Raw genomic sequence first — 17,769 nt, 5'->3', positions numbered from 1 at the left:
CAGGCGGCCAACTAGGCAGCGCGCAGGCTGCCGCCGTCCAGCCATTCGAGATCGGCTTGCGAAAGCGTGATGTCGAGAGCGCGCAGGCTGTCGTCCAGTTCATCCAACGTGCGTGGCCCGATCAGCGGGATGGAGGGGAAGGGCTGAGCGAGCACATAGGCCAGCGCAATATGGATCGGGCTCTTGCCCAGTCTCGCGGCAAGTTCGATCGCCCGGTCGCGGCGGCCGAAATTCCGCTCGGAGTACCAGACCCGCACCAGCTCCTCATTGTCTTGCTTGTCGCGACCCGCCCGATCGGTGAAGAAGCCGCGCCCTTGGCTCGACCAGGCGAAATTCGGCATCTGCCTGGATGTCAGCCAGGCCTTCCACGCGTCCGTGGAGGACGTGACGCAGCCAGCCCAGATCGGCTCCAGCATTTCGGCCAGCGAGAAATTGTTGGACAGCGCACCGGGCTTTTGCTTGCCGGTGCGTTCGGCGTAGGCAATTGCCTCATCCATGCGTTCCATCGTCCAGTTCGAACCGCCGAACGGGCCGCGGATGCGGCCGGCCTTGACCTCGCGATCCATCGCATCGACGAATTCGCCGACCGGCACATCCGGATTGTCGCGGTGCATGAAGTAGACATCGACATGATCGGTCTGCAGGCGTTCGAGCGTCTGGTCGAGCTGCTTGCCGATCACATCAGGATAGCACAGCGGCGAGTGCGCGCCCTTGGCGATGACCACCGATTGCGCGCGCACGCCACGGTTTTTCAACCATTCGCCAAGCAGCTTCTCGGTATAGCCGCCGCCATAGACATAGCCGGTATCGAAGAGATTGCCGCCGGCCTCGAAAAAGGCATCGAGCAGGATCGAACCTGAGGAAAACGTACGGAAATCCTCGAAGCCGAGCGCCACCACCGATGCCGGCTTCGACAGGCCAGGAATGGTGCGCTTGGCGACCGCCGTGCCGCCGGACAGCAGCGGCCGGCCGGAGATGGTGTTGGTGCGTTGCTCGGCCTTCTCGATCCCGTATTCGAGGCCGGCTGCCGCCCGCCATTTGTCCAGCACACGCAAGGTGCCGAGGCTTTCCGCCCACGCCATGCCCGGCCAGGCGAATTCTTGGCCGCCGGCGAGGATCGCCTCGCCGGCTGCGTCGACCTCGAAGGAATAGACATGGCGCTTCTCGTCGACGCTGATGGTCTGGCGCGTACCATCGGAGGCGATGACGTCTATCCGGCCGAGACCGACATCGCGGTTGCCGCCGGCGAACCAGAAGTCCGGCACTTCGATGCGGCCCTTAGTGCCCAGGATGCGCAGGACATTGTCCTGGCTGAGCGAGATGCTGCAGGAGACTTCAGCGACAATGCCACCGGGGAAATGCAGCAGCACGGAGGCCCATTCGTCGACGCCGGACTGGCCCAGATGGGCGGTGCCGACCACCTTGTCTGGCTCGCTGAAGGGCTTTCCGACGGCCGCACCGGCAATCAGCCGGACCATCGAGACGGGATAGCCGCCGACATCGAGAATACCGCCGCCGGCGAGATCGTTGGCATAGAGCCGGTGCTGCGGCATGAAGCCCGGCATGGCGAAACCGAAGCTCGACTTGATCATCCTGATCTCGCCGATGACGCCGGACCTGATCAGCTCCACCAGCTTCTTGGTCTGCGGGTGCAACCGGTACATGAAGGCTTCGCCGAGGAATGTGCCGGCCTTGCGCGCGGCATGCATCATGGCGTCGGCCTCGAAGGCGGTCAGCGCCAGCGGCTTTTCGCACAGCACATGCTTTCCGGCCTCGGCCGCCTTGATCGCCCATTGCGCATGGCCTGGATGCGGTATCGAAATGTAGACGGCGTCGATGTCGGGGTCGGCGAGCAGCGCGTCGTAGCCGTCGAGGATACGGGCACCGGGAAAACGCTCGGCAAGCCCCGGCTTGGCGGGATTGCGTGCGCCGATGGCGACCAGCTTGCCGGTGTCCGAAGCGGCCACGCCACCGGCAAAGGACTGGGCGATGCTGCCCGGGCCGAGAATGCCCCAGCGAATGGGCGTGGTTGCGGTCATTGTCATTCTCCTTGAAGGCTGGAAAGGGCTGGCGGTCAGCGCAGCCGCAGTCCTTTTTCGTCGAACAGGTAGGATTTGCGGATGGAAACGGTGATCTCGGACGTGTCAGGGACCTTTGCCGCGTCGCGCTGGATCACCACGTCGTCACCGTTGGCCGTTCTGGCATAGAGGAAACTTGTGCCGCCCAGGTGCTCGATCACGTCGATGGCAACCACAAGGTCGGCGTCGCCTTCTCCGGCATTGCCGAAATGTTCGGGCCGCACACCGACAATGACCTTGCTGCCGATTTTTGGGCTGCCTATTTCGGGCGCAGTGCCAGTCAGCGGTTGCGTGATGCGGGTCTTCTCCTGGCCCGCCAGTTCGACCACGACGCCAGGTGCATCGTGCCCGACAACCCGGCCTTTGATGAAATTCATCTTCGGCGAGCCGACAAAGCCGGCGACGAACTGATTGTCGGGGTTGTCGTAGAGATCGAGTGGCTGGCCGATCTGCTCGATATGGCCGGCGCGCATCACGACGATCCTGTCGGCGAGCGTCATCGCCTCGGTCTGGTCGTGGGTGACATAGATCATTGTCGTGCCCAGTTCCTTGTGAAGCCGGGAGATCTCGACGCGCATCTGGACGCGCAATTCGGCGTCCAGATTGGAGAGCGGCTCATCGAACAGGAACACCTGCGGTTCGCGCACGATGGCGCGGCCGATGGCGACGCGCTGGCGCTGGCCGCCTGAGAGTTTTTTCGGGCGTCTGTCCATCAATTCGCTGATGCGCAGGATCTCGGCCGCCCGCTTCACCCGCCGTTCGGTGTCGGCTTTTGGATTGCCGGTCATGCGCAGGCCGAAAGAGAGGTTCTGTTCGACGCTCATATGCGGATACAGCGCGTAGGACTGGAACACCATGGCGATGCCGCGGTCGGCCGCCTCGACATCATTGACCACCTTGCCGCCGATGGCGATCTCGCCGCCGCTGATGTCCTCGAGCCCGGCGATCATCCTGAGCAGCGTCGATTTTCCGCAGCCGGAGGGGCCGACGAAGACGACGAACTCGCCGTCCTTGATGTCCATGCTGGCGCCATGGACGACCTCGAAGACGCCGAAGCGCTTGACGACATTGGTGAGCGTGACCGTTGCCATGCTGCCCCTTACTTGACCGCGCCGGCGGCAATGCCGGCGATGAAATGGCGCTGCAGCAGCACGAAGACGACCAGCATCGGCACCGTCAGCATTACAGCGCCCGCCATGATGCCGCCCCATGACACCTTGGTGAGGCCGATCAGCGTGCCGAGCGCCACCGGCGCCGTCATCGAACCAGGCTGGCTGTTGATCAAAAGCGGCCACAGATAATTGTTCCAGGAGGCGAGGAACAGGATGATGGCGAGTGCGGCCAGCATCGGCCGCGCCAAAGGCAGCGCGACAAAGAGGAAGATGCGCCACTCCTTCACGCCCTCGACGCGCGCCGCATCGAAGAGGTCGTCCGGCATCATCGAAAAACTCTGCCGCATGAACAGCACGCCGAGCGAATTGAACAGCGGCGGAACGATCAGCGCCACCCAGGTGTTGGCGAGCTTGAAGTCGCGCGCCACCATGATGAACTGCGGGATCAGCACGACCGCATAGGGCAGCGTTATGGTGCCCAGTATGATGGCGACAACCGCGCCCTTGCCGAAGAACTGGTATCGGGCCAGCGCCCAGCCGGCCATCGACGTCAGCAGCACCGACAGGATGGTGTAGGTCACCGCCACCGAGACCGAAATGCCGATGGCGCCGACGAAGTTCGTGTCGCGCTGCAGATTGTTGAAATTGTCGATGAAATTGCCGTGCGGCAAAAGCTCGATGCCGGGGCTGAAGATGCCGTTGTCGGGCATGGTCGAGAACACCACCATCATCCACAGCGGAAACAGCCAGATCAGCGCCAGCGGCGTCAGGAACAGATGCAGAGCGATGCTGCGTCCCAGCCTGGCGGAGGAGCGCGAACTCATTTCGGTTCCCTCGTCAGCCACAGCTGCGCCAGCGTGATGGCGATCGCCAGCCCGGCCATGGTGTAGGCGACGGCCGAGGCGTAGCCGAAGTTGAGCGACCGAAAGCCCTGGCGGTAAAGCAGCAGGCCAAGCGTCTCCGTGCCGCCGCCCGGCCCACCGCGCTCGGTGATCAGGAACGGCTCGGTGAACAGCTGCATGGTGCCGATGATCGACAGCACGAGACAGAACACGATGACCGGCTTCAGCAGCGGCAGGGTGATGTAGAAGAACTGCTTGAGCTTGCTGACGCGGTCGAGCGTCGCCGCCTCGTAGACGTCTTCGGGAATGGACTGCATGCCGGCGAGCAGGATGATGGCGTTGTAACCGGCCCAGCGCCAGGTCACCGCGATCATGATCAGCGCCATCGCCGGCGTGACGTTGGAGAACCAGTCGATCTTGGGCAGGCCGACGCTGTTCAGGAGCTTGTTGATGATGCCGAAATCGAGGTTGAACATCAGCCGGAACACCGCCGAATAGGCAACCTCGCCGACCACGACCGGGGCGAAGAAGGCGAAGCGGTAGAGGCCACGCGCCTTCAAGAGCGGCGAGTTCAAAAGCACCGCCATGACGAGCGCCAGCGAGATCATCACCGGCACCTGGATGACCAGGATGAGCAGCGTGTTCTTCAGGGCGTTGAAGAAGGCCGGATCGCCGATCAACCGGCCCCAGTTGAAGCTCGGCGCGAACCGCCACGGCACGGTGCGCGTCGCCTGGAAGGAGATCATGAAGGAGCTGATGATCGGCCACACCCAGAAGATCGCGAAGATCAGCAGATAGGGCGTGAGGAAGCGATAGGCCGTGGCGTTACGATTGCGCATCTTGCTCCTCCTTCTACCGCTTGTTGTTTCACGCCGTCGCCTGGGTCTTCCCTTCTCCCCTTGTGGGAGAAGGTGTCGCCGAAGGCGACGGATGAGGGGTGTTCCAGGGAACGCAAACGTCTCACTCCGCTGGAGCACCCGTCATCCGTCTCGGCGCTATCGCGCCGATCCACCTTCTCCCACAAGGGGAGAAGGAGAAGCGGTGATCAAGATTTGACGGGCAGTCCGGTCGCCGCCGCGATCTGGCTTGCGGCATCGTCGAGCGCCGCCTTGGCGTCCGGATAGCCGCCGGTCAGATACTTGGTCTGCACGGCGCGGACGATGATTTCGGCGTCGCTCTGGAACTGCGTGCCGCGGCTCGGAACAACCTTCGGCAAGGTGCCGAGAATGTCCTTCCATACCGCCTGGCCCCCCCAGTAAGACAGGCCTTGTGCGACATAGGGATCGTCGAGTGCCGAGACCAGGGACGGTACCAGGCCGAACTCCTTCAGCATCGTGATCTGGCCTTCATTGGTTCCGAGCGTGTATTTCAGATAGGCGTAGGCAGCCTCCTTGTTCTTGGAAGCCGAGGTGATGGCCAGCGAGGACCCGCCGAGATTGGCGGCGCGCGGCCCGTCGGCGGTGAGGCTCGGCATCAGATAGACGCCCCATTTGCCGTTTTCGCCGGCAGATTCGGTGCGAATGGTGCCCTCATACCAGCCGCCATAGATCTGGGTGGCGACGGTGCCGGCGGTGTTGTTGGTGATCTTGGTGCCCCAGTCGGCCGACGAGATGATGCCGGCGTCCTTCATCTCCTTGACCTTGGTCATGGCATCGACGCATTTGGGCTGGTTGACCGTGATCGATTGTCCGTCCTCGGAGAAATAGGCGCAGCCCTGTTCGTTGGAGATCATGCGGAAGAATTCCGAGTCGCCGTTGAAATCGGCATTGGTCATCGAGACGCCAGGATTGGCGGACTGGATTTTCTTGCCGGCGGCGATGAAATCGTCCCAGGTCTTGATCGAAGCCGGATCGACGCCGGCCTTTTCGTAGAAGTCGCGGCGATAAAAGGCGGCCACCGGGCCGGAATCCCACGGCATCGCGTAGGCCTTGTCGCCCACTTCCAGCTCGGTGCGCTTGAAATCAGGGAATTTTTTCTGGTCGTCGGCTGTGTAACCGAGCGTATGCAGGTCGACGAAGCAGTCGGGGAACTGGCTCCAGTAATTCTCGGCCTCGCCGTTCTCGATGGTGACGACATCAGGCAGCCCGACGCCGCCGGCGGCGCAGCCGGCGATCGACTTGTCGTAAGTCGGCTGGTTGCCGAGATCCTGGACCGTGACCTTGACGTCGGGAAATTGCTTGTTGAAGCCGGCAATGGTCGCTTTCAGCGATGAAGCCGCGACATTCCAGCTCCAGATGGTGATTTCGCCGGATTGCGCGAAGGCCGGGGCTGAGCCCAGGGCAAGCGCGAGCGCGGCGCAGGTCATTGTGATGCGCATTGAAATCCTCCCATTTCATTTGCTCTCTCACTGTGAGCGTGGCTAGACTATGCACCGGGCAAGGCCTGTCGCCGTCAAAGGGAATATGAAATTGGCGGAAAGTAAGATGCCTGAACGGCCGTTCTACCAGCCTGGGGCCAGCAGCGTGGAAGGCCTGCCGCTGCTCCTGCAGATGTTTCACACCAATCCGTTGGTGATGCTCAAGCCGCATTGGCACGCCCAGGTCGAGGTTAATTTCATCGTGCGCGGCAGCGTGCATTACCGCATGAACGACCACGAGATTTCGCTTTCGGCCGGCGAGATGTGCCTGTTCTGGGGTGGCCTGCCGCACCAGATGGACGATTTGTCCGACGACGCCATCTATGCCGGAGCGCATCTGCCGCTGGTGCATTTCTTCCGGCTGCACCTGCCCACGGATATAAGGCATCGGCTGATGACGGGCGCAACACTGGTGACATCAGCCACCGACCAGTCCGACAACCATAATTTCGAGCGCTGGAACCGCTACGCCCGGTCCGGCGACCAGGCCAAGGCCGAACATGCCGTCAACGAATTGCTGCTGCGGCTGGAGCGAGTGCGGTTCGAGCCCTATCGGCTGGTATCCGCAACTCCGACCGACCAGGAAACAGGCAGCCCCTTTGACCAGCAATCGTCGCGGAATGTCGGACGCATGTGCGATTTCATCGCCGAAAACTTCCTCTATGACATCGATTGCGTGAACATCGCCGCGGCCGCCGACATCCATCCCAAATACGCCATGAGCCTGTTCAAGAAATCCACCGGCATGACGCTCAATGAGTATGTGAACCTGTTGCGGCTGAGCTATGCGCAGGCGCTTTTGATGCATCAGGACGCCAATGTGCTGCGTGTCGCCATGGATTCAGGTTTCGGCTCGCTCAGCGCCTTCAACAAGTCGTTCCGCAAGCTCGCCGGCATGTCGCCTTCCGATTTTCGCCGCGGCGTGACCGGCGCCAGATAGGCGATGGCGACTTGCGGGCGCCCAGTGCCGCGAGCATTGCTGCGCCTCGACCGCCGGCTAAAAGACATGTGACGGCGTTTCAGCCTGCAATAGCGGCACGGACAAGAATGGCGAAGGCCGGATAGTGCCATGCCGTGCGCGATTCCGGCCCGCAAGCGGCATGGAAACCGGGGCGCCGCACGGCATCGCTTTTCCTGCCTGAAATCGCCACCTAGGCGCTGGACAGGCCGAATTCCCGTGCTATAACCCACGCGCTTTCAAGGGGCGCCCACGGCGCCTCGATGAATCCCGGCCTGCGAGTTTTCGTTTGCCGGAACAGGCCCAGATAGCTCAGTTGGTAGAGCAGCGGACTGAAAATCCGCGTGTCGGTGGTTCGAATCCGCCTCTGGGCACCATCCCCTCTTTTCCCGACACTCCCTTTCGCCGAAGCTTCTACGCTTCTGTTTCGGCAATTGCATGAAATTGTTGAGGATTTTGGAGCGCAAGGCGCGGTTGGTCGGGTTTTGTGGAATTTCGGCGTAGTTGGTCCAACGAGGCAGAGGGCTGGTATTTTCGCTGGTATTGGAGATCCTGATGGTATCGATGAGCCAAATGGAGGTCCCGAAAATGGCCCTTTCCGACGTAAAATGCCGAAATGCCCGACCCGTTTCCAAGCTCGTGAAATTGACCGATGGTGGCGGGCTCCAGCTTTGGGTGCAGCCTACCGGATCTCGCCTATGGCGCCTCGCCTATCGTTTTGGCGGCAAGCAGAAGCTTCTGGCGTTGGGCAGCTATCCCCTCATCTCCCTCGCTGAGGCACGCGAGGCGCGCGATACCGCCAAACGTCTCCTCCTACGTGGCATCGACCCCGCACTGGAGCGTAAGTTGCAAAAGGCTTCGGCAGAGGACACCTTTCGATCAATCGCGGAGGATTATGTCGACAAGCTGAAGAAGGAGGGACGTGCCGACCGGACCATCACCAAGGTCAAATGGTTGCTCGACTTTGCCTATCCAGCGTTTGGGGACAAATGCGTTCGGGAGATCGATCCGGTTACAATTCTTGCCGCTCTCCGCAGCGTGGAGGATCGCGGTCGATACGAGTCGGCCAGGCGACTGCGCTCCACGATTGGCAGCGTGTTTCGATATGCAATCGCAACCGCACGCGCCGATCTAGATCCGACGGTCGCCCTCAGGGGCGCACTCGTCGGTCCGACGGTCACGCCGCGTGCCGCGGTTACCGATCCTATGGCCTTGGGAGGCTTGCTGAGGGCGATCAATGCCTTTGACGGACAGCCTACAACCCGAGCCGCCCTGAAGCTGATGGCCCTGCTGTTTCCCCGCCCCGGCGAGTTGCGTGCGGCCGGATGGGACGAGTTCGATTTCGAAAGCTCGGTGTGGAGCATCCCTGAAGGGCGCATGAAGATGAGACGGCCGCACCGCGTACCACTTTCCAGGCAGGCCGTCGGGGTCCTAACCTCACTTAGACGAATCTCTGGTGGTGGATCGCTGTTGTTTCCTAGTGTTCGATCGGGCTTGCGTCCGATTTCCGACAACACGCTTAACGCGGCCCTTCGCCGTATGGGGTACGGCAAGGAAGAAGCTACCGCGCACGGTTTTCGAGCAACCGCATCAACTCTGCTGAACGAATGCGGAAAGTGGCATCCGGACGCCATAGAGCGGCAGTTGGCCCATGTTGAGAACAACGACGTTCGTCGCGCCTACGCCCGGGCAGAGCACTGGGAAGAGCGCGTAAAGATGATGCAATGGTGGGCCGATTATCTGGAAGAACTTGCGAGCAAAAACGCGCGGGTGCAAATTGCCGGCGATCGGAGACCGCTAAAACTGGCCGACCTATGGTCTGGCGACCCATTGACCAGGGCGAAGAGTGATTGAAGCGCCATACCACTGCACTGAACCCTTGAGAGGGTGATTCCTCCCACCTTCGGGCGCATCAACACTGCCCAATTTCCAGTGGCGCCCAAGCATTCTGACCCGAATTCAGCCCGCATGGCGGGAGGTAAAAGTGAGCTTTGCGCCCTCTTACCGGTCATTTCGGACGGTCGGAACCTTCACCTGAAAGCGGACATACTCGCCACCTCCGCACAGGCTGAGTTGGAAAGAAAGTACCAGATTCCTGCCGGTTCCGGACGGGACGAGATTTATTCAACCGAGCAAGAATCTCCAGATCTTCCTTCTCAATACCCGAGAAGGCGAAATCAGCGATTGAATCGTTTAAATTGATATCGATCTTAGCTCCAAATCCTATCGTTAGTACATTGAAATAGCGATTGGCAGCTGCTAGGTGTCGGCGTAATTACTTGGAGCGTGTTTTCTCGAATCCTGTTGGTAGGCCATGAGCGGAAGGTCGCGCGTCGATACGACTAGTGCGGAAGATAAATCAATTGGTTTCGACTACCAGTACTATTATTTTCTAAATGAGCTGCTGAACCTAAAAATCGGCCAAGTTGTGGGCTTGGAGGTTTTAGATGACGTTCATATCGAGCGTCCAGACGGCACTAATCTACTTGTCCAGCTGAAGCACACAGTTCAGACGAGTGCACATGGCGCTCCTATCAACCTTACGACGTTGGACAGCGATCTTTGGAAATCGATTTCGAACTGGTGCAAATTGATCATCGACCCGGCGGATGGACGGGCGTCGGTGGATTCTCAGCTTGCATTTCTTAAAAAGACTAGCTTCCTGCTCGCATCCAACAAGTCAGAAAATGACAAAAATGCCTTTCTGATATCCATTGAAACCTTCAAGGCTAGCACCAAAAGTCATGCTGAGCTTGTCGCTGAGATCACGTTGCTCAAGGCGAAAAGCAAAGACCAGGTGATTCAAGGTTACATCGATGACGTGCTCTCACTCGACGCCGCCGTGTCAGAGAGCTTTTTTGAGCACCTGTCGTTCGCTTTGGGGAAGGACGAAATCATCAACCTATGCAGAGCGTCCATCGCCGAGAAGCAGATACACCAATCACGTATTGACGACGTTTTTCACGCCATCGACTCAGAGGTACGGCAAAATTCCTATGCCACCGTCAAGGCAGGGCAGAAAATCACGATCAGCTTTGACGAATTCACCCAGAAATACCGACGATATTTCGATAAAGCTCGGAGCGGCGGTCTGCTTTTCAGAAGATTTCCGCCTGTTTTGCCGGACAGTCTACTCGACCAGACGTTCATCAAGCAATTGGTGGATATCAATGACATCTCAGAGGATAACGTTGAGTTCCATACGAAGTTCACCACCAGGCGGTTGCACTTTCGCGATAATATGGAACGACTGATCCAAGACGGGGATATCACCCAATCCGATATTGACGATTTGGAGGAAGAGGCTTCCGTCATTTGGGAAGGCAAGTTCCTTCAGGCCTACTCAGCCCAACAGTCAACTGGTGATGAGGGCGCATCTGCCCGTGCGATTGTCGGAGATTTGCGGCAGAGAAAACTGACGCTTGCTTCGCAGGAGCTTCCGATACCCATGAGTCATGGCGGGTTCTACGATCTCTCTGATCGACCGGTGATTGGCTGGTTGAGCGACTGGAAAGACCGCTACAAGTGAAGTTCAGTTCATATTACAATAATCTCGGGATCAATGCGTTCGCGATCTCCTCTGTGCTGAAAGAGGCGGGATTTCTAACGATCCCCCAAATTGCGTTGATCTTGCCAGTTGTGGCGCATCGTCAGATGGTAACAAAGCTTGCCAACGGCCGATTCAGATTTGCAAGTTTTGAGCAGTATCTGATCGATAACATCGAATTCTTCTACAATTTTAATGAGCGATACCTTGCGTCGCTTACTCCGACCGTCAATGCCCTGCAATTTTTGTATGAGATGGGCGTGCTTCAATTGAAGGACGACGGTGCGGTGGTAGCGTCTGACTTACCCTTCGACGCATCAATGGGCAAACGCGCCGAGCGCGTTAAGCGCGCGTCATCAAACATAGCTGCCCTGATTTCTGGCAATGCTGAAATTTTCTACCTCAATGCGAGGATCGAGCTATGAAATTCTACATCGAAAGCCTGTACCTGTGGCTCAATACCGAACAAAGAAGGTCCGTTACGTTCTTGCCGAACAAGGTGAATGTGATCACCGGAGACAGCCACACTGGTAAAACCGCCATCCTGGATATCGTAGATTATTGCATGTTCGCGAGCAAGCATCGTATTTCTGAGAGCATTATCAACGAAAATGTCGCCTGGTACGGACTGCGTATTCATGTGAACGATAAGGTCTATACGCTGGCGAGACGCGCACCGGCAGGAAAGACCACATCGTCTGATTACTACTTCTCGTCAATAGGGGAGGTGCCGGACTCCGTGCCCATACCGAATATCAGCGAAAGCGTCTTGAAGAAGCAATTGAGCGCTGACTTCGGCATCGACCAAGACGTCAAAATTCCTTTTGGCGGGAGAACGTTGCAAACCGGCTCTAGGGTGTCGCTGCGATACTTCCTGCTCTTCAACACGATCTCTCAAGATATAATCACGCATAGCGATCAGTTTTTCGACAAGCAGAACGAGCCTCGTTACCAAGAGGCCTTACCGCGCATATTCGACATTGCTGTGGGGATCGACACGGTCGAGAACATACTGAAGCGAGAGAAGCGGACGGAGTTGGAGCGAAGCCTCGCCCGCCTTGAAAAACTGACCGCGAAAACGCAGGAAAAGCGCGATCAGTTTAACGCCCAATTGGCTGAAACCGTCGCGCGGGCGAAGGGGTATGGACTAGTCGCCGACAATACAGACGCGGATGCTTCAGTCACCGCGCTGAAGCGAATGGTGACGGAGCGGGAGAGTGGCCCCGATCTGTATGTGTCCGCGCAGTATGAGGAGATTTCTTCGCAGCTATACCGAGTTTCTCGAAAGATCAGGGGGCTTCGCAAATTCGCTTCGGAGTATGGAAATCATAAGGTGACCCTCAAGGAGACAGCGGATAGCCTCCAGCCCGTTGAATATCTGATGAGGAACTACGAGGAGACGGTTCGGACATCCGTATTCGACGACATCCTCAGGAACCTTTCCGAGGGTCTACAGCAGATTAAAGACGCTACTGCGAGAAAGACGCCGTTGGACAGCAACATCTCCGAAATTATCAAGGCATTGGAATCTCAGCGCGAGAAGCTCGAAAAAGACCTTCAAGCCCTTCCCGCCGAGATGGAGAGCTTCGAGACCGATAAAGATAAGTATATCTTCATCGGCGAAACGAAGGCCAAGCTTGAGTTGTACGGCGATCTAGAGTCAGAAAAGGTTACAGACAACAGCGAGTTGATCGCAAACCTGACAGCTGAAATCGAAGACCTCGCTGTGTCACCTGTCAACGATCGGCAAGAGCTGTTCACCAGCGCCCTTGATGAAGCAATCCAGGATTATATTTCTCTAACGAAGGCAGCGCTGGGGAACTATGGCGAATATCGTTCCGCCTTCAATTATTCGGAAAAGAAGCTTCATCTGCGCAAGCCCAGAACAGCATCGACCGAGAACGTGGGCAGCAGTTCCAACCACATGTTCCTTCACCTGTTTCTGTTCCTTGGCCTGCATGAACTAGTTATGCGGAACGACGGCATTCACGTGGCACCGTTCCTGATTATTGATCAGTTCTCGAGGCCTTACTGGGGCGAGGATGATCGGAAGGATGGGGAGGGCGAGAAGGACGTCGACCAAAGCGATGTCGCAAAGGTCAAGTTGGCACTGGAGCTTTTGGACCAGTTCATCTCCACCGCAAATGAAATGGGAAAAGAGTTCCAGATGATCGTCTTCGAGCACATAAATCCGCGATATTGGGACGGGCTCAAGAACGTGCACCTAGTTGAAATTTTCCGAGATGGAAACGCCCTGATCCCGGTTTCCAGGGCGGACTAGGGCGTATCGGGCGCGAACGCCTGCAAATGTCCGCAATTGATCTGAAATATCAGCAAGCCTATTCTGGTGGCCGTTTTTGGTGAGACCAGCGCTGCCGTCGACCGTAGGGAGGTCGGGAGCGGTATGGCTGCTAGCCCATGATCGCTCGCCAGAACCAATCAGTCCGCTCCCGGCCCCGAACGCGACGTCCCGAGTAGTGGGTCGTTGATCGCCAGCTCAGCGAAAACCCTCCGCCGACTTGCCTATGGATTGCGCTCCTGCCGGAATGCACCCCGTTCACACGTTGCTGCCAATTTACGCCGAACGAACTAGTCAGGCCGGTTCCGCTTGACGAGGGTTTTCTTATTTTAGCCCAACACGATCTCCTCGCTACGAATTGGCAACTAGGATGTGGCTTTTGCGCTTCGATACCAACTCGCCTGGATTGCCAGGACCGAGGCAGCGTCCATGAAGAGTGACGCAATCTCGTATGCCCCACGAGGGCTATCTCGTGAGGAAGCGGCTCGTTACATCGGTGTCGGATCGACGCTTTTTGACGAGATGGTCGCCGATGGTCGGATGCCCCAGCCCAAGCGCATCAACAGCCGCGCTGTCTGGGATCGTGTCGCACTGGATATTGCTTTCACCTCGTTGCCGGACAAAGATACCGGCCTTCAAGAGCTGTTGGAACGAAGCAAACGGGACGTTGAAAAACGATAATACGCTTGTTGCGTATACGCTGTAGACGTAGTACGCTGATAGCTCGTGCGGAAGGGATGACGTGAACGAGAATGAGAAACTTGCGCAAGAAGTCAAAGCCTGGCGGGCAAAGGGGGGGGTCACTGCCGAAGCCGCGGCCAAGGCGCTGGGAATACCAAAGCGCACCTTTGAAGGCATAGAGCAAGGCAGAGGGTTCCCCTACCCTCTGCTCCTGCGCGTTGCAATCGAAAGCAAAACCCTTTCGCTGCAAGCGATGCTGGAGAACTCCCCGCGAGCTGATCACCGGCGGAGAAAGTCTGGAAGGAACGTTGATGGCTAGGCCCTTTAAGGATGCGCGCTATCCTGGGATCTCTTCGCGTATCAAGAATGGCAAGCTAACTTACCGCTACCGTGCAAAAGGCATGCCTGAAATCCAACTTCCCGGTAAGCCAGGAGATCCCGAGTTCGAGGTGGCTTACGAGAATGCCACGCAGGGCCAACATAAGAATGCTGTTATTATCGATTTGCCCGGTCGGGCACTGCCAAAAACATTTGGCCATGCCGCGCGTCGACTTGAGACCACGATGGAGTGGCTGGATTTTGATGAAGCAACGCAGCGGAAGAATGCGCGACTGATCGAGCGCTTTCTCAGCCTGAAGGTCGATCCTGCCTATCCGCTGACGTGGCGCGAAACGCCAGTCGAACACCTCGACGCGGATCGGCTTCGCGCCATAATTGAAGGCATCTTCAGAACAAACCGTACGGTCGCCAAACACATGTTGGTGGCCATAAAGAAGCTTGTATGGGTCGCGACCGACATCGAAAAATGGATAAAGCCGCAGGACGATCCCTCGTTGTCCATCCGCGTGCGAGTGCCCAAATCGACCAAGAACCCGGCCTGGCCGATCGCGATGCGCGAAACGTTCGAGGAGCGACACCCCGTCGGGACAGCCGCACGCACCTGCTACGCACTCGGCTTCTGGCTTGGAAATCGTCGCGGCGATATCGCTGCGCTTGCGTGGGATGATCTTCTAACCGAAGAGATTGAACTGTTCGATGGCTCGCTGGTGCTAATCGAGGCCTTTGATTTCCGACAGAAGAAGAACCGCAACCGCCACGGCGGGCGCGAGATGTTCATCCCAGTCGTAGACAAGCTGGCGGCAGCGCTGGATCCGCTTGACCGCTCGAAGGGGGGAACCGTCTTGAAGAACGGCTATGGCAACCCGTTTTCAGAAAAGAGCCTGTCGGGCATGATGCAGCACTGGACGCGGCAGGCGGGAATTCCTAGCGGCTACACGCTCCATGGCCTGCGCCGCACCTTCGGCACTTACCTCGCTGAATGCAACATCCAAGCGCGGGCCATAATGGAGGCTATGGGCCATTCCTCCATGGCGGTAACGGATGACTACGTGCGCGAGGCCAACAAGAAGCGGATCGCAGTTGATATTGCCCGTGCCATCAACGAGCGCGAGGCCAAACGCGACGCGATGAAGCGGCGAGCAAACCTGCGCATCGTCAGATAATCAAATTGAGTCGGAACAAACCGGGACCGTGGTCTTTGCTTTGGGCCCATAATGGGCCCAAAACGTTTTGGGCCCAGGGCGATTTTTGTCAACAAAATCAACGGTTATGGTGGGCCCGGAGGGACTCGAACCCCCAACCAAGCGGTTATGAGCCGCCGGCTCTAACCATTGAGCTACAGGCCCCACGCGGGCTGGATTAATGTTTTTCGCATCGCGGCACAAGGCTTTCCCGACGGGCTTCCCCAGATCGCCCAAATCAACCCATAATCGCGCTCTACGCGACGTCTGCGACTTGATCGCAGACCAAGGAGATTTTCATGACCAGACATCTTTTGCCTCTCGCGCTCGCCGCTGCAATCGCTTTTCCGGCGATGGCTGGAGCCACCGATCTGCCGACGCCGCCCCGCATCATCGTGTCGGGCGAAGGCGAAGCAACCGTGGCCCCCGATCTGGCGGTCCTGACGCTGAGCGTCATGCGCGAGGCCAAGACCGCGCGCGCCGCGCTCGACGCCAACAATGACGCCATGGCCGCCGTGATCGCGGCGATGAAGTCCGCCGGCATCAAGGACCGGGACCTGCAGACCGCCGGCATCCAGATCAACCCGCGCTACAACTACACCAACAAGCCGGACGGCAGCCAGGAAGCCGAACTCGTCGCCTATCAGGTGACCAACACGCTTTCGGTGCGGGTGCGCGATGTCGACAAGACCGGCGAGATCCTCGACAAGGCGGTGTCGCTCGGCGTCAACCAGGGTGGCGGCATCGCCTTCACCAATGACAACCCGGCAGCCACGGTCACCGAGGCGCGCAAGAAGGCGGTCGCCAACGCCATGGCCAAGGCCAAGACGCTGGCCGAGGCCGCAGGCGCCAGCCTCGGCCGGGTGCTCGAGATATCAGATCAGAACATTGCGCCGGCGCCGATGCCGATCAACGCCAAGGCCTTCGATGCCGCGGCGGGTGGCGCGGCTCCCGTGCAGGCCGGCGAGAATTCCTACAATGTCCAGGTGACCGTCACCTTCGAACTGAAGTAAGCGGCTCTGAGGATCCGTGGCTGGTCTTGTCCAGCCACCGATGCATCACCAGCCAATAGCACGCATGAAAAACCCCGCGGGATTGCTCCCGCGGGGTTTTTTCGAGCCACACCCTTCAAACGGAAAGGGGCTCCGCTAGTCCCAGCTGATCTTGCTAAAGATCATGCTGCCAGGCTGCCCCTCAAAGAGGGTCGGCCTTAATTGTCGAACCTCAGCGATAGATAACCGGGCAGCCGCGCTCGTTGGCGAACACCACCACGACACGGTCGCCGTCCTGACGGCCCGCCACCTTCACCGTGCGCCGGTTGACGTCGACGATGCGGACCCGGTGGAGGCCCATGCGTTCGGCCTTGTCGAGGGCGCGGTCCGGCGAACAGCCACGGCGCCAGTCGCCGCGGCGTTCATCACGGCGATGGCGATAACCGTCGTCACCGGTATAGACGCCGAAACGCGGGTCGTTGTTGTTGCCGAAGCCGAGATAGAGGCTGTCGGCGTGGGCGGGAACGGCCGCCAGCGTGCCGAGACCGACCAGGGCCGAAAGGGCTGCCGTCTTGATCGTGTTGAACATCGTCTTCTCTCCTTTTTGCGGGCCTTCGCCCGTCCTCGTGAACCGATGGGGGGAGAATGCGCTTGCCTGTCTGAACTCTTTACGAACCTGCCGTTCATCTCCGGTTCATATGGCGGGAAAAAGGAAGTTCCGGCCATTCGCCACCGTCCCCAGCCTTGGTGAAGGCCGGAATGCCTGACTCGGCGCCCTATTCCGAGCCCGCGGATTGGCCGGAAGTCGTGGAACGTAAGGCTGTTGCTCGCCGCCGCTGGTCCTACGGCTCCTCGTCCAGCACATAGTCAAAATAGTCTTCCGGCTCGGCAAGATCGGTTTCACTCGCCTTGACCCGGCCGCGCATCGAGATGCCGGCTTCATGCACGGTCTCGGCGCTGCCAGACACCAGCCGGTGCCACCAGTAGAGGTCGCGGCCCTCGGCAACCAGCCGATAGGCACAGGTACTGGGCAGCCAACTGATGGTTCGCACATTCTGCGGCGTCAGCCCGACGCAGTCGGGAACGCGCGCCAGCCGGTTGGCGTAGTCCGAACAGCGGCAGGTCTCGGCGTCGAACAGCCGACAGCCGACGCTGGTCCAGTAGATCTCGCCGGTGTCCTCGTCCTCAAGCTTTGACAGGCAGCATTTACCGCAGCCGTCGCACAGCGATTCCCACTCGGCCGGGCTCATCGCCTCCAGCGCCTTGGTTTTCCAGAATGGCGTTTCCATTTCCCGGATGTGGCCCCGGCCGCGGGCAAGGTCAAGCGCGGCAATGGTCGCAATTGCGGCTATCGCCAGGTGAATGACATGAAGTTGCCTTCAAA

The 17,769-nt window shown here is 58.9% G+C and carries 16 protein-coding genes and 2 tRNA genes; 10 read left to right on the top strand and 8 right to left on the bottom strand.

Annotated features, from left to right (window positions below):
- Positions 1–11: 11 nt before the first annotated feature.
- The 5 genes from MESCI_RS11845 to MESCI_RS11825 form a co-directional block, all read right to left on the bottom strand.
- On the bottom strand, positions 12–2,039 hold the full coding sequence (locus MESCI_RS11845; RefSeq protein ID WP_013530187.1) for an aldo/keto reductase: 2,028 nt from the start codon (positions 2,037–2,039) through the stop codon (positions 12–14).
- A 35-nt stretch (positions 2,040–2,074) separates the two neighbouring features.
- Positions 2,075–3,169, bottom strand: coding sequence for an ABC transporter ATP-binding protein (locus MESCI_RS11840; protein ID WP_013530186.1), 1,095 nt, complete (start codon positions 3,167–3,169; stop codon positions 2,075–2,077).
- Positions 3,170–3,177: 8 nt separating this feature from the next.
- The gene (locus MESCI_RS11835) at positions 3,178–4,014 is read right to left on the bottom strand and encodes a carbohydrate ABC transporter permease (RefSeq protein ID WP_013530185.1); all 837 of its coding nucleotides are present in this window, start codon (positions 4,012–4,014) and stop codon (positions 3,178–3,180) included.
- Positions 4,011–4,871, bottom strand: coding sequence for a carbohydrate ABC transporter permease (locus MESCI_RS11830; RefSeq protein WP_013530184.1), 861 nt, complete (start codon positions 4,869–4,871; stop codon positions 4,011–4,013). Before MESCI_RS11830 ends, MESCI_RS11835 begins: the two co-directional genes overlap by 4 nt.
- A gap of 206 nt (positions 4,872–5,077) precedes the next feature.
- Positions 5,078–6,349, bottom strand: a complete 1,272-nt coding sequence (locus MESCI_RS11825; protein ID WP_013530183.1) for an extracellular solute-binding protein — start codon at positions 6,347–6,349, stop codon at positions 5,078–5,080.
- A gap of 85 nt (positions 6,350–6,434) precedes the next feature.
- Between MESCI_RS11825 and MESCI_RS11820 the strand changes: the two genes are divergently transcribed.
- The 9 genes from MESCI_RS11820 (at position 6,435) to MESCI_RS11780 (ending at position 15,375) form a co-directional block, all read left to right on the top strand.
- Positions 6,435–7,328, top strand: a complete 894-nt coding sequence (locus tag MESCI_RS11820; RefSeq protein WP_024504770.1) for a helix-turn-helix domain-containing protein — start codon at positions 6,435–6,437, stop codon at positions 7,326–7,328.
- A 319-nt stretch (positions 7,329–7,647) separates the two neighbouring features.
- Positions 7,648–7,723, top strand: a tRNA-Phe gene (locus MESCI_RS11815).
- A 211-nt stretch (positions 7,724–7,934) separates the two neighbouring features.
- Positions 7,935–9,200 (top strand): tyrosine-type recombinase/integrase, encoded by a 1,266-nt coding sequence (locus MESCI_RS11810; protein ID WP_013530181.1) that lies wholly within the window; start codon positions 7,935–7,937, stop codon positions 9,198–9,200.
- 460 nt (positions 9,201–9,660) lie between these two features.
- Complete coding sequence (locus MESCI_RS11805) at positions 9,661–10,875, top strand: hypothetical protein (protein WP_013530180.1); 1,215 nt, start codon at positions 9,661–9,663, stop codon at positions 10,873–10,875.
- Entirely contained in the window at positions 10,872–11,318 is a 447-nt protein-coding gene (locus MESCI_RS11800) for a three component ABC system middle component (RefSeq protein WP_013530179.1), read from the top strand. The genes MESCI_RS11805 and MESCI_RS11800 overlap by 4 nt, the downstream gene beginning before the upstream one ends.
- Positions 11,315–13,174, top strand: a complete 1,860-nt coding sequence (locus tag MESCI_RS11795; RefSeq protein WP_013530178.1) for a DUF3732 domain-containing protein — start codon at positions 11,315–11,317, stop codon at positions 13,172–13,174. The genes MESCI_RS11800 and MESCI_RS11795 overlap by 4 nt, the downstream gene beginning before the upstream one ends.
- A 447-nt stretch (positions 13,175–13,621) precedes the next feature.
- The gene (locus tag MESCI_RS11790; protein WP_013530177.1) at positions 13,622–13,873 is read left to right on the top strand and encodes a helix-turn-helix transcriptional regulator; all 252 of its coding nucleotides are present in this window, start codon (positions 13,622–13,624) and stop codon (positions 13,871–13,873) included.
- Between the two features lie 61 nt (positions 13,874–13,934).
- Positions 13,935–14,192, top strand: coding sequence for a helix-turn-helix domain-containing protein (locus tag MESCI_RS11785; RefSeq protein ID WP_081285649.1), 258 nt, complete (start codon positions 13,935–13,937; stop codon positions 14,190–14,192).
- Positions 14,185–15,375 carry a site-specific integrase gene (locus tag MESCI_RS11780; protein WP_013530176.1) on the top strand — a complete coding sequence of 397 codons (1,191 nt, stop codon included), beginning with the start codon at positions 14,185–14,187 and terminating at the stop codon, positions 15,373–15,375. The genes MESCI_RS11785 and MESCI_RS11780 overlap by 8 nt, the downstream gene beginning before the upstream one ends.
- Before the next feature lie 107 nt (positions 15,376–15,482).
- On the opposite strand, the gene MESCI_RS11775 is transcribed toward MESCI_RS11780, so the two are convergent.
- Positions 15,483–15,558: transfer RNA gene (locus tag MESCI_RS11775), tRNA-Ile, on the bottom strand.
- A 134-nt stretch (positions 15,559–15,692) separates the two neighbouring features.
- On the opposite strand from MESCI_RS11775, the gene MESCI_RS11770 reads away from it, so the two are divergent.
- Complete coding sequence (locus MESCI_RS11770; protein WP_013530175.1) at positions 15,693–16,406, top strand: SIMPL domain-containing protein; 714 nt, start codon at positions 15,693–15,695, stop codon at positions 16,404–16,406.
- Between the two features lie 211 nt (positions 16,407–16,617).
- Here MESCI_RS11770 and MESCI_RS11765 read toward each other — a convergent pair whose 3' ends face one another.
- Complete coding sequence (locus MESCI_RS11765) at positions 16,618–16,974, bottom strand: hypothetical protein (protein ID WP_013530174.1); 357 nt, start codon at positions 16,972–16,974, stop codon at positions 16,618–16,620.
- A gap of 253 nt (positions 16,975–17,227) precedes the next feature.
- The gene (locus MESCI_RS11760) at positions 17,228–17,674 is read right to left on the bottom strand and encodes a YcgN family cysteine cluster protein (protein ID WP_013530173.1); all 447 of its coding nucleotides are present in this window, start codon (positions 17,672–17,674) and stop codon (positions 17,228–17,230) included.
- Between the last annotated feature and the right edge of the window lie 95 nt (positions 17,675–17,769).

Origin of the sequence: Mesorhizobium ciceri biovar biserrulae WSM1271, assembly GCF_000185905.1 — a bacterium.
GTDB classification, from domain to species: domain Bacteria; phylum Pseudomonadota; class Alphaproteobacteria; order Rhizobiales; family Rhizobiaceae; genus Mesorhizobium; species Mesorhizobium ciceri.
The sequence above is the reverse complement of the archived record's forward strand: the minus strand, read 5'-3'. Positions and strand labels throughout refer to the sequence as shown.

What these genes read in the sequence shown, in the direction of transcription:
- MESCI_RS11845 (WP_013530187.1), bottom strand. Translation starts at nt 2,039, where the DNA reads ATGACCGCAACCACGCCCATTCGCTGGGGCATTCTCGGCCCGGGCAGC.
- MESCI_RS11840 (WP_013530186.1), bottom strand. Translation starts at nt 3,169, where the DNA reads ATGGCAACGGTCACGCTCACCAATGTCGTCAAGCGCTTCGGCGTCTTC.
- MESCI_RS11835 (WP_013530185.1), bottom strand. Translation starts at nt 4,014, where the DNA reads ATGAGTTCGCGCTCCTCCGCCAGGCTGGGACGCAGCATCGCTCTGCAT.
- MESCI_RS11830 (WP_013530184.1), bottom strand. Translation starts at nt 4,871, where the DNA reads ATGCGCAATCGTAACGCCACGGCCTATCGCTTCCTCACGCCCTATCTG.
- MESCI_RS11825 (WP_013530183.1), bottom strand. Translation starts at nt 6,349, where the DNA reads ATGCGCATCACAATGACCTGCGCCGCGCTCGCGCTTGCCCTGGGCTCA.
- MESCI_RS11820 (WP_024504770.1), top strand. Translation starts at nt 6,435, where the DNA reads ATGAAATTGGCGGAAAGTAAGATGCCTGAACGGCCGTTCTACCAGCCT.
- MESCI_RS11810 (WP_013530181.1), top strand. Translation starts at nt 7,935, where the DNA reads ATGGCCCTTTCCGACGTAAAATGCCGAAATGCCCGACCCGTTTCCAAG.
- MESCI_RS11805 (WP_013530180.1), top strand. Translation starts at nt 9,661, where the DNA reads ATGAGCGGAAGGTCGCGCGTCGATACGACTAGTGCGGAAGATAAATCA.
- MESCI_RS11795 (WP_013530178.1), top strand. Translation starts at nt 11,315, where the DNA reads ATGAAATTCTACATCGAAAGCCTGTACCTGTGGCTCAATACCGAACAA.
- MESCI_RS11790 (WP_013530177.1), top strand. Translation starts at nt 13,622, where the DNA reads ATGAAGAGTGACGCAATCTCGTATGCCCCACGAGGGCTATCTCGTGAG.
- MESCI_RS11780 (WP_013530176.1), top strand. Translation starts at nt 14,185, where the DNA reads ATGGCTAGGCCCTTTAAGGATGCGCGCTATCCTGGGATCTCTTCGCGT.
- MESCI_RS11770 (WP_013530175.1), top strand. Translation starts at nt 15,693, where the DNA reads ATGACCAGACATCTTTTGCCTCTCGCGCTCGCCGCTGCAATCGCTTTT.
- MESCI_RS11765 (WP_013530174.1), bottom strand. Translation starts at nt 16,974, where the DNA reads ATGTTCAACACGATCAAGACGGCAGCCCTTTCGGCCCTGGTCGGTCTC.
- MESCI_RS11760 (WP_013530173.1), bottom strand. Translation starts at nt 17,674, where the DNA reads ATGGAAACGCCATTCTGGAAAACCAAGGCGCTGGAGGCGATGAGCCCG.